Consider the following 12242-nt stretch of genomic DNA (forward strand, 5'->3'; position numbering starts at 1 on the left):
GAAGCGCTCTGTATCGTCGCGTTGACTCCAATCCATCCCATTGTGCCGCCGGTTGGCAATCCGCCTTCCCAGCTGGCTGGGTCGTGAATATAGCCGCCCGTGAAGACGACATCCGCGAACACTCCTGTTGTAACTAGCGCTCCCGCAATGAATCCTGTGATAATTTTCCTCATCCTTGTACTCCTTTCTGTTTGCACTTTCTCCTTTTTCCGGCACCTCACCGGAAAGACTTAACATTGCAAATCTTCGGGTTGCGCATTGACGATTTCCAGTTTTAACCGTCAGGCCGCCTGGAATCTCAATGTCAAAAAACTCCCTGAGCCAGCCTCTTCTTTAGTTTTCAATTTTCATATTTCCATTTTCGATTGACCGCAACTTTGTTTGAAATACGATGCAATTATGAGTTACAGCGAGAAAAGGCCAACAGTAAAAACTGGTCATAAATGCTACACTTTTTTAGACACGGATTTTTAACCGCCGGGACGCCGGGAGGAATTGTGTCTGCAGATAGACGCAGATACCGCAGATAAAAAAACGGCAGGGCGGCAGGGCGGTAGGGCGCGCAGTCCCTTGCGCGCCGTTATTTTTTCGGCGGCCGGGGGCTGGCCGCTTTTTTTGGCGGCCAGGGACTGACCGCTTTTTTTGGCGCGCAAGGGACTGCGCGCCCTACCTATCCGGCGTTAAAAATCCGCCGCTATGTTATTCCGCTCTGTCCGGATTTAAATCGCAGACAGGAATGTCTGCGCCACCTGTATTTTCCGGCGCCGTTCCTGCCTCTTTTGTTTAGCGGTTTTGCGCGGGAAAATCCTGCATTCAGAGCCGCCAAGAAAAAAAAGAATCGGAAGCGGGAAAGGTTCGCGCGGTGGACGGCAGGGCGGTAGGGCGCGCAGTCCCTTGCGCGCCGTTATTTTTTCGGCGGCCAGGGACTGACCGCTTTTTTTGGCGCGCAAGGGACTGCGCGCCCTACCTATCCGGCGTTAAAAATCCGCCGCTATGTTATTCCGCTCTGCCCGGATTTAAATCGCAGACAGGAATGTCTGCGCCACCTGTATTTTCCGGCGCCATTCCTGCCTCTTTTGCTTAGCGGTTTTGCGCGGGAAAATCCTGCATTCAGAGCCGCCAAGAAAAAGAATCGGAAGCGGGAAAGGTTCGCGCGGTGGACGGCAGGGCGGTAGGGCGCGCAGTCCCTTGCGCGCCGTTATTTTTTCGGCGGCCAGGGACTGGCCGCTTTTTTTGGCGCGCAAGGGACTGCGCGCCCTACCTATCCGGCGTTAAAAATCCGCCAGCCGGATAGTGCACCAGTCATTGGTCCGGTGGAAATCAGCTGCTTGAAGCGGCGCCACCGAAGAGAGTACCGGCGGTTTGTTTTTAGAATAGTCGTAGCGGCAGAAATTGGCCTGCAATTGATCGTTTTCACAAAACTTTTCCAGCTGCAGCGCGTCCGCCGGAATTTCGACATCAACCAGCCATCTGTCCGGCAGGCAGGTGACTTTGCTGCGAAATCCGCACGGTGTCACCGTCAGCTCTTCCCATGGCAGCGGATCGGCTTCCGGCGAAGGTTTGCAATAGGGGCCCGGAAGGTGGAGGTGCAGCCGGTATTTGTTGGGGGTGACGTGCATTTCAAAAAAACCGGCCTGGTTTTCCGGTTTCAGGAATATTTCAAATACATCGCCCAGGCGCCAGGTGGCCTGGTTGTCTCCGGAGACGGCGGAGAATATTTCGTCGTCGTACAATTCGGCGTGAATCAGCAGGGTCTGTTCCGTCCATGAAAGACGAACGGATGCCGGCTGTAAGGCGGGGTCGGGTTCCGGCTGCCAGTGCTGTAAAAGAGGCAGACATTCAGAAGATTCAGCGCCGGAATGATTGCGGGGGATTTTAATGATTGATGGTTTCATTGGATGACCTCTGTTGAACGGGGCATTTTTTCTGCATCCGGCGGCAAACAGGAGCGCAGCGGCCAGAGATAACGCGCAGCACAGGTATATTCCTGTGCTGCCGGCAACCGGATTCCGCCGGACTGCCGTGGCCGCCTTTGCCGCACCGCGATTCATTTACAATAATTCCTGTTTTAGTTTAGCAGTTCCGCCGGCAGCATATGTTCCGCGCGCACGGTGCTCATGATTAATTCAGCCACCCATGCTGCGCCGGTTTTGGAAAAATGAGAACGGTCGCCGGTGTCAAAAAATTCCCAGGCTTTTTCTTCGCCCAGCTCGTGCAGTACGACGCCGGTCAGTGCATAAAGATCAACGACCGGGACATTTTTTTCGACCGCAACCTCTTTCATGGCATCGCAGTACACCTGAAGGTCGGTACGCAGTACAGTCGGTTCATTGCTTTTATAGGTCAGGCGGCGCGGCGGCGTGACAAAAACTGTCCGGCCTTGTTTGGCGGCGACTTCGTCCGCAAACCGGCGCAGGTTGTCTTTGTATTCGCCGCCGGGATGCGTGCCGATTTCGGAACCGACCAGGATTTTCTGGTCGTTATGTCCGAACTGAATAAAAACCACATCGCCGGGTTCCACGCGGCCGATCAGATCGTCCCAGCGGCCTTCAGTGATAAACGATTTGGAGCTCCGCCCGCTTTTGGCGAGGTTTATCACATTGATGCCGTCTTTAAAGTGGACGCCGATAAAATCGCCCCAGCCGTATTTGGCGGATTCGGGTCCGTTGTTCGAAACCGTTGAATCGCCGGCCACCAGTACCTTAACTTCCGCAGTTGCGTTTACAGTGCATATGAATGCAAAAAGGATGCTTAACAGACTATTCATCATATTTTCCTTTCGCAAATTCCAATGTTCAAACCACTAATACATCAAAAAATTATATCCGCAGATTTACGCAGATAAAAATTCTTCAATCTGCAATCATCAATCGTCAATGATCAGCTCACGGTACCGTCGTCCGCTGCGTTTTCCCGGCCCGCTTTCAGCAGGCGGAACATGATTACGATATCGCGGAATCCGCCGATGATGAACCAGGCGACAACCAGTACGCCGGTTACTGTCAGTGTTATGGTTACAATATACCAGAAGGCTGCCCATTCGCTGTCTGTGAGTCTCATCGAGACATTCAGCGAGGTTCCCGCCACCAGCAGGACGCACCACAGCAGTGTGTATCCGGTTGTTCCTGACGCAATGATTTTATCCGCCAAACTGTATTCTTTGCTGATGCCGATGAGCCGCCAGATTAAGGAGGGGCGGGCATGCAGTGCGACCTGGTCGTCGACAATTGCATAGTCACCGCGATGCAGCAGTTTATCCATATTGTGCGGCTGCTTGAATGTGATGAAGGAGACGATGACGTATGCGACGATACAGCAGAGCGCCGTGGCGAACGCTGCCTGCATACCGTTCAACGGAAATTCCGGCGCCAGCGCGGCGAGCCCCGGAATATTCGTCCACCAGGTGCGCAGCATAACGCTGGTGAATGCCAGCACAAATCCGGTGATCATGGCCGTCCAGGCACCGGCGGTTGTGCCGCGTTTCCAATAGAGTCCGCCGATAATCACAGAGCCGGCGCCACCCATGAAGATAGCGCCGGTGAGCTGGAAATACATGAGAAGATAATCGTTCAGCGGGAAGAATGTGCTGAACAGGATGGCGAATACCGCTGTTCCAACCACCGAGAGGCGCAGCCATTTAAGATGCTGCGATGCCGTCAGTTTCTCCTTTTTAAACGGCAGCAGAACATCCTGCACAAAAATGCTGCCCCACGAGTGCAGGTAGGTGTCGTCTGTGGAAACCGCAGCCGAGATGACCAGTGCCACCAGCAGTCCAATCATGCCCACCGGCAGGAAGTGTGCCAGCATCAGCGGGGTGCGCATTTGTATCTGCACCTGCGGATCAGAGATGGCATCGATGGATGTCTGAATCACAGCGGCGTCGCCGGCAAAGGCGGCGTGGTGGAAAACTGCAAAGGCAACAATCGGAGCGAGCAGCAACCCGAATCCGGTGATTACTGTCCGCCACATGCCGAGAATTCCGGCCATTTTTGCTTCATGCGGAGTGCGGGCGGATGAATAATATCCCTGTGAACCCTGCCACGCCATAAAGGAGTAAAAATTCAGCAGTCCGAGCATGACGAAAAACTGCAGTGAGAAATCCTTTATCTCCGATTGATCATACGGATTCAGCATGGAGTTACCGGCTGGAACGGATTCAAGCGCCTCGATAATGGTCGACCATTCAAAGGTCATCAGCAGAAAGATTGTGATGACGAGCAGCACGACCAGTGCAAACTGCCCTTGGATGAAATCCGTTAAAAGCAGCGCGATCTGCCCGCCGGTCAGCGTCAGATAGAGCGCAATGCCGACAATAAAAACCATCACCGCCAAAAACGTCGGTACGCTTATTCCCAACAGCATGAATCGCTCCGGCAGTCCGCACAGGTGAATCAGCAGGCGGGCAGTTACGCCGGGGAAAACACCGTAATTCATAATACCGGAAAACCAGCAGATAATACCTGAAAAAACACGGAAGCTGCGGCTGTAGCGCATTTCAAAAAACTGTGCCATCGTCAGCGCGCGCGTTTCCCGGAAACGATAGGAAATAAATCCGGTTACGGCGATGATCAGGGAGATGGGCATAATGATCCGTTCCCACCAGTAGGCTGGAAATCCGGCCTGATAAAATTTTTCATACACCGCAACGAACGAAACAGCGCTCAGTCCGGCCATACCCTGTGCGACCGTCAGCAGATAACGGCCGGCACACCGGTTGGCGGAAAGGTAATCCGCGACGCCGTGCACATAACGTTTCGTAAAAAGGCCGGTTAAAATGACGATCCCGATCAAACTCCAGACAATCGTCCAGTCAATCCATTGCATATTCATTTATTATCGCCTTATAAAATTTCAGAATTGAACATCCCGGCAGCTAAACTCTCTTTCAGCGGACAGGCTGCAGCGAGTCGGTAATCAAAACTGCGTCCACGGCTATATCGCTGCTCGGCACAAACGAAAATGTATGCATTCCTTTTTTCATACGGAATACGCCGTACACCAGGTTTTTCGGCTGGTTGGGTGCTCTGATGCCGCTCCATGTCCAGCGTTCATCCACCCGCAGTCTGGCATCAAGCACCTGTTCTCCGTTCCAAGTGAATTTTGCCATGATATTTTCTCCGGGTGGCACCAGCGTTTTTAACCGCAGGCACACCTGATAGTCACCATCAGCGGGAATTTTAAACCGCACAGTAAACGGTACGCCGGAAGTGGTCATCAGTGCGTAGGCACCGCCGGACGCGCCGCTAGAAAATTCCGGATCCCGGCCGGGCGCGGCAATATGTTCCGCTTCAATCAATTCACTCCAGCTGCCTTCCGGCAGTTGAACATCCGGTGACGGTGTCAGATCTTTTGTAAATACCAGTACCGGACGCGACAGTCCGTTGGCGAAACGGACTAAAAAGGTTCCTGCGCCTCGCCGGTTTTCCGGCAGGGCCTCTGCATTCAACTGCACTGTAAAGATCTGTTCCAGTCCGGGAACCAGTGTGCCGGATTCCGGTGTAACGCTGAACCAGTCGCAACCCGCCGGTTTGCGGATGGTAAAGTTCAGCTGCGCTGCATCCGCATCCGGAGCGGTTACGGCGGTTACAGTGACCGGAGAGTCGCCCAGTAAAATCCGGCCTTTGTCCAGTGCCACCGGCAGCGGTCGGATCGGAATCTGTTCAAATATGGTGCTGCTGGAAAATGCGCCGAGATCATTTCCGGCGCCGGAAATTCCGGGAACAGCAATGGCTTTACCGGCGCCGGGACTGCCGGCGGCAAGGGCGTAATTGGCGCCGGCGGCATCAATAAATTCCGGCGCGCTGTAGATGGCATGTGCATGCTGTCCGGCGGCTGTATACGTTTCCCGTACGATGTCCATTGCTTCCGGTTTTTCTGAATACAGCAGATTATAATCAGCCGTAGCAGGATGAACGACCCATGAGCGCGCAATCGGCGTATCGCACGAGACAAAGACGTTATTGCTCATGATCATTTTTGCATACCCCGGAACTTTAGCAATCTGTTCCTGTGCATCGGCCGGCATCGCGCCGATCGGCGTGCCGATCTTATATTTTACTGCTACGGTATTATTTAAATAAAATACCTGACCGTAACCGTATACAGCAGAGCCGGTTTTCAACGCACCGCTGGAAAAACCCTCGTCATCGCCAAGGTTGGCAATCAGATTGCGGAATACATAGGACGGGCCGGCGATACAGGGGCCGATGCTGATACCGCAAAACGTTTCTTCAATCCGGTTGCCATAGGCGCGTATATTCATTTCCAAGCCTTCCAGCTCAATGGCGTCGTCATTTGAAAACACCAGCAGATTGCCGTAGGCATCGCCGTCGCGCAAAAAGCCGTGTGTATAGTTGCGAAACCCTTCAACGACGTCGTTCCAGCGACGGAGATCGCTACCGGGGAAATCGTTATAGCGCAATACGGTGCCGCCGCGTGATTTAACAAGTACAGCGTTCGGGCCGGTCGGATGCGCAAACCGCCACGAATTTGCAGTGCTGCGCGGTGAGTGAATAAAGCAGCGTTCCACAACCACATTTTCACTGTCGTCAATATTTACGCCGGCCTCCTGATTAATCACTGAGTTGCCGTCATAATACATTCCGCTGCCGCCATACCGCAGTCTTTGTTCGCCGACGCGGGCGAATCCGGCGATATCGCAATTCAGAATACGGATATTTTCGCTCTCACGCACCGTGATGCCGTGCTTAATACCGCCGCGCACAGTGACGTTTTCCAGAATGACATACGCAGCATTTTTAAACAGCAGCGTCTCCTCACTTTCTTGCGCGCCGTCGATCAGATTAAATTCCGGTGTGCCGGAAATGTGAATCCAGCCGTCGGGCGTGCCCCGTTCTGAAAAAACAATTTCATATCCGTCCGGCGAAAGCTCTTTAAGGGTATAGCGCTTTGCAACCGGCGGTGCGGATGTCCATGTTCTGAATGACTGCGCGGCAATGGTTTTTGTGCCGTCCATGATGCGTACGGAATAGGGCGTATCTTCTTTTAACCCGAACACCGAACCCCGCCATTCGGGGTAGTCAGGCGTAACTGTCAGCGGCAGAGCATCAATCCAGATTTCAGACTCTGCTTCGCTGATCTGTACCGCATGGTTTTGCGGCAGAGTGTCGCCATCCCAGTATAAACTGCAGTTTTCAAACGTTGGAATTGTTTTCAATTCCGCTGCCAGCGCTCCGCCGGCCAGTAATACAAACATTATAATTTTCATCTAAATATTCTTTCTCCATTCGCAGGTTTTTGTGTTCATTAGTTATATAGTGCATGCCGAGAAACATCCTTTCCGGTGTTTCATCGAATCAGCAGTGTTTTTCCGTCAATTACCTGAAACAGTGACGAAAAATCTCCGGCAGCGGAGCCGTTCCGCCGGATTCTGCCGGCGTCCCACCATGCCTCGAAGTCAGCCGCGCCAGAAAAACCGGTAACGGTCAGACGTCCCTCAGAGCCGGTCATAAAATTAATATATCCGCCGTTAAACGAAAGAGAGTCCACCGTCAGCGATCCATCACCGGCGTCAAAGCAAAGTCCGGCATTGGTTCCCAGTGAGTTCCCGAAATTTAAATTTCCGGCAACAGTCCAATTGCCGCCGAAAAACGTTAGCCGCGAGCCGGCGCCGGCAATCGCCAGACCGTTTGCGGCGATTCCGGCAGTATTAAATGTGCCGGTTCCGGCAAAAATATTCACAGTGCCGGCGCCGTTGGCCGAACTTCCGATTTGTGCCTGACCGCCGAACGTCAGTGTGCCTCCGCTCTGCGATACAAAACCGCCGGCCTGTATCAGAAAATTTGTATTTGCGGTCAGTGTGCCGCCGGTCATCACAACAGTTCCCGCCGTATTGGAATATCCGATGGCAATATGCTGTCCGCTTGTAATTGTGCCGCCCTGAAGCGTCCAATGAGCGCCGTCATGAAACATGATCAACCCGCCGCGTGAAATTGTTCCGGCGGTTTGAATCGCTTTCCAGCCGGAAAATATTGTCGATGAGAGCGGCATGTTTACATTGTTTGTAATTATGCCGGTAATATCGTTATCGTCCGACGGCAGTCCGGCGCCCCAGTTGTCCGGCATCCCCAGTCCTGCCGTCGCCGTACTTCCGTTATAATAGGTATATGTTGTTTCCGGCGCCCAGTTGCCGAGCATCGAGTCGGTAATTAAAACCGCGTCCACGGCGATATTACTGTCCGGCACAAACGAAAATGTGTGCGTTCCTTTTGTCATGCGAAACACGCCATAATGCTGGTTTTTGGATTGGTTGGGCGCTCTGACGCCGCTCCACGTCCAGCCTTCATCCGCCCGCAGTTTGGTATCAAGCACCACCGGTTCACCGTTCCAGGTGAGTTTTGCCGTGATGCTTTCTCCGGGTGGCGCCAGTGTTTTTAACCGCAGGCACACCTGATAATCGCCGTCGGCAGGAATGGTAAACGTTACCGTAAACGGATCGCTGTTCTTTTTCACCACGGCATATCCGCCGCCCGATGCACTGCCTGAAAATTCAGGGTCCGTGCCTGGAGTGGCAATGTGCTCCGCTTCGATCAGCCGGCTCCAGCAGTTTTCCGGCAGTTGAACGACTGCCGGCGGCGGAAGATCTTCTGTAAACACCAGCACCGGCCGCGACAGTCCGCTGGCAAAACGGACTAAGAATGTTCCGGCACCGCGCCGGCTTTTCGGCAAAGCATCTGTATTCAACAGTACCGTAAAGATCTGTTCCTGACCGGGAACCAGCGCGCCGGATCCCGGCGTAACGCTGAACCAGTCGCAGTCTGCCGGTTTGCGGATGGTAAAGTTCAACTGCGCCGCATCCGCATCCGGAGCGGTTACGGCGGTTACAGCGACCGGAGATTCGCCCAGTAAAATCCGGCCTTTGTCCAGCGCCACCGGCAGCGGACGGATCGGAATCTGTTCAAATATTGTGTCGTTGGCAAATGCACCGACATCATTTCCGGCGCCGGAAATTCCCGGGATGGCAATGGCTTTGCCGGCGCCGGGACTGCCGGCGGCGAGGGCATAATCAGCGCCGGCGGTATCAGCAAATTCCGGCGCGCTGAATATGGCATGCGCACACTGTCCGGCAGCCATATATGTTCTTTTTACTGCTTCAAGCGTATTCGAATTGGTTGAATACAACAGATCATAATCGACATTGGCAGGATGATCGATCCATGACTGCGTGATCGGAAACTGCCGGCTGGACAGTACATTGTTGCGCGTATTCATTTTTGCGTAGCCCGGAACTTTGGCGATCTGCTCCGGCGCATCGTCAGGCATAGTGCCGATCGTCGAACCGATTTTATATTTTGCTGCCACCGTATTGTTCAAATAAAACACCCGGCCGTAGCCGTACACTGCTGAGCCGGCTTTAAACGAGGCATTTGAAAAACCGTCTTCGTCGCCTAGATTCGCAATCAGATTGCGGAACACATAAGATGGTCCGGCAATACAGGGGCCGATACTGACGCCACAGTAGGTTTCTTCGATCCGGTTGCCATAGGCGCGGATGTTCATCTGCAGTCCGTCCAGTTCAACGGCATCATCGTTTGCAAACACCAGCAGATTGCCGTAGAGGTCGCCGTTGCGTAAAAATCCGTGGTTATAGTTAGAATAGCCCTGAATAACATCGTTCCAGCGGTGCAGACTGCTGCCGGGAAAATCATTGTAACGAAGCACGGTGCCGCCGCGCGATTTTACAAAAACTGCGTTCGGACCGGTTGGATGAGCAAAGCGCCAGGGATTTGAAGTGCCGCGTGGAGAGTGAATGAAGCAGCGTTCCACGACCACATTTTCGCTGTCATCAATATTTATGCCGGCATCATTAATTATTGAATTGTTGTCATAATATTGTCCGGTGCCGCCATAACGGAGCCTTTGTTCGCCGACGCGCCCGAATCCTGCAATATCACAGTTCAGAATCCGGATATTTTCACTTTCCTGCACTGTAATGCCGTATTTGATGCCGCCACGCACTGTAATGTTTTCAAAAATAACATATGCAGCATTCGTAAACAGCAGTGCTTCATCCGCATTCTCCCCGCCGTCCAGTAAGCGGCAGTCCGGCGTTCCGGAAATATAAATCCAGCCGTCAGCTGATCCCTGTTCAGTAAACACAACCGGTCTGCCGTCCGGCGAAAGATCGTTGAGAGTGTAGTGTTTTGCAATCGGCGGTGCAGATGTCCATGTTCTGAACGATTGTACAGCAAGGGTCTTTGTGCCGTCCATGATGCGTACAGAATATGATGTATCTTCTTTTAAATCGAACACAGATCCGCGCCATTCAGGATAGTCCGGAGTAACCGTTAGCGGCAGTGCATCAATCCATAGCGTTGAATTTGCCTCGCAAATCTGTACGGTATGAGTATCCGGCAGAGTGCTGCCGCTCCAGTACAGACTGCAGTTTTCAAACGTCGGAACAGTCTTCAGCTCCGCCGACAGCATTCCGCCGGCGATCAACAGAAACGCGGTAATGCTCATTTAGATCCTCTTATCATTTTTTGTACTTCCGATTCCTCACCAGGAATTTTTCAACCATAGAGATCACGAAAGCCAAATTCTCTAAATCTCTGTGTTCTCTGTGGTTTTGTTTTTCTTCGTTTCCTGATGCCTCGTGCCTAATGCCTATTCCCTTTTCGTATTTTTATTTCAGAGAAAGCGTGTCTTTTTCCACTGCAAAAATATCGGAAAACGCACCCCGGCTTGATCCGTTGAATTTAAGTTTTCCTCTATCCCACAGTTTTTCAAAATCGGCCTCTTTATACCCCTTAACTGCGAATGTTCCTTTGGAACCGGTGACAAAGTCAATGCAGCCGGATCCCGCCATTTCAATTCCTCCGACGGAGAGAGAGCCGTTACCTTCGGCGAAGCGGATCACTGTATTCGGCGTGGTTGACCCGGCGAATTCAAGCGGTTTGGATGCTTTCCATGTGCCGCCGGAAAATTCAACCTGTGTGTCCGGGCTGGCCAGTGCCATTCGACTGAATGTTCCGATACCGCCTTCAATAAATATTTTCCCGCCGTGGGAAAACCGGCAGCCGGCAACGCCCGTTACTGATCCGCCGCTTTGCCGGAAAAGTGAATTAAAACCGACATCAAAATAGGTATCAGCAATAATTTCGCCACCAGTCATAATTAATTCGCCCGCGCTGTCGGAGTCGCCGACGCGTACATGCGCTTTGCCGGTTGAACCGTCCCGGCAGAGAATCTGCCCGCCTTCCAGGCGCCATTTGGCACCATTTCTAAACGTAATCGATTTTAACGCGCCGGCAATGACGCCGGATTTCTGTGTTCCCACCCAGCCGTCAAAACTGCCGGGAACCTGCCAGGTACCTTTAATATCAATTACACCGGGATTGGATTCCGACGGCAGATCATTATCCCAGGCACGGATCAGCTGACCGCCCGACAATTTTACTCTCGTATCTGCAAAAATCGCGACAGCTGCCGCCAGTGTTATCAAATATACTGTTTTTTTCATCGTGTGTTTCTCCTTCTTTCCGGTTTCGACAGTGAATTGTATTTTCTTTTTTCTAAAACGGTTCAGTTCGACATAAGAATGAGTTTAACTTTAGGCGGCTCTTTTGCCAGCTTCAGCGTGTTCCCCTCGATCTTAAAGTCGGATGTGCTCACGACGGCGCCATTAATCCTGATTTTTCCTTCGCTGATAAGATCAGTAAAATCAGAAGCATCGGTAAAGCTGGTGATTGTTAGAGTGCCTTCAGAAATGGTGGCAAAATCAATATATCCAGTATTGAATGTCAGATTATTAGCAGTAAGCGATCCGTTCCCAAGATCAAAAAATACGCCGGAACCCCTTAAATTCGTCGCAAATTCAAGAGTTCCGTTAATCGTCCAGGATCCGCCGGAAAGTGTCAGCCGTGAGCTGTCAGCAGTATCAGTACTGCTACTACCGCTGATTGTTAAGGCGGTCGTTATTGTTGCTGTTCCGCCCCCGACATTTACTTTGCTGCCGGAGTAAATTTTCATGCTGCCGGCAGTTATATTTCCTCCGGTTTGCTCTAGAAGAGATTGGTATTGTACAGTGAGATTCCTGCCGGCATTCAATGTTCCGCCGCTTATATTGACGGTTGCATTGCTGATTGGGTCGTCGGTATATCCGATGCTAATGTCACCGCTCCCGCTGCTCAGCAGGCCGCCTTGCAGATACCATACGGCGTTGCCATTCAAAAGCACATGATTCGAACCGATTGTCGCGTTACCATTTGTTTGGGTTACGG

Annotated in this window: 7 protein-coding genes; all 7 read right to left on the reverse strand. The window is 52.3% G+C overall.

What is annotated here, in order from left to right; all coding sequences use genetic code 11:
* Positions 1 to 1271: 1271 nt before the first annotated feature.
* A complete protein-coding gene (locus tag WC959_12475) occupies positions 1272 to 1895 on the reverse strand; it encodes a carbohydrate-binding family 9-like protein (GenBank protein MFA5689934.1) in 624 nt (207 codons plus the stop codon).
* Between the two features lie 173 nt (positions 1896 to 2068).
* Complete coding sequence (locus tag WC959_12480) at positions 2069 to 2770, reverse strand: rhamnogalacturonan acetylesterase (protein MFA5689935.1); 702 nt, start codon at positions 2768 to 2770, stop codon at positions 2069 to 2071.
* 110 nt (positions 2771 to 2880) lie between these two features.
* A complete protein-coding gene (locus WC959_12485) occupies positions 2881 to 4830 on the reverse strand; it encodes a hypothetical protein (GenBank protein MFA5689936.1) in 1950 nt (649 codons plus the stop codon).
* A gap of 55 nt (positions 4831 to 4885) precedes the next feature.
* Positions 4886 to 7228, reverse strand: coding sequence for a right-handed parallel beta-helix repeat-containing protein (locus WC959_12490; GenBank protein ID MFA5689937.1), 2343 nt, complete (start codon positions 7226 to 7228; stop codon positions 4886 to 4888).
* Positions 7229 to 7308: 80 nt separating this feature from the next.
* Entirely contained in the window at positions 7309 to 10482 is a 3174-nt protein-coding gene (locus tag WC959_12495; protein MFA5689938.1) for a right-handed parallel beta-helix repeat-containing protein, read from the reverse strand.
* A 163-nt stretch (positions 10483 to 10645) separates the two neighbouring features.
* A complete protein-coding gene (locus tag WC959_12500; protein MFA5689939.1) occupies positions 10646 to 11482 on the reverse strand; it encodes a hypothetical protein in 837 nt (278 codons plus the stop codon).
* A gap of 62 nt (positions 11483 to 11544) precedes the next feature.
* A partial coding sequence (locus WC959_12505; GenBank protein ID MFA5689940.1) for a hypothetical protein occupies positions 11545 to 12242 on the reverse strand: 698 nt, incomplete at its 5' end.

This window comes from Kiritimatiellales bacterium, from assembly GCA_041656295.1.
Lineage (GTDB): Bacteria > Verrucomicrobiota > Kiritimatiellia > Kiritimatiellales > Tichowtungiaceae > Tichowtungia.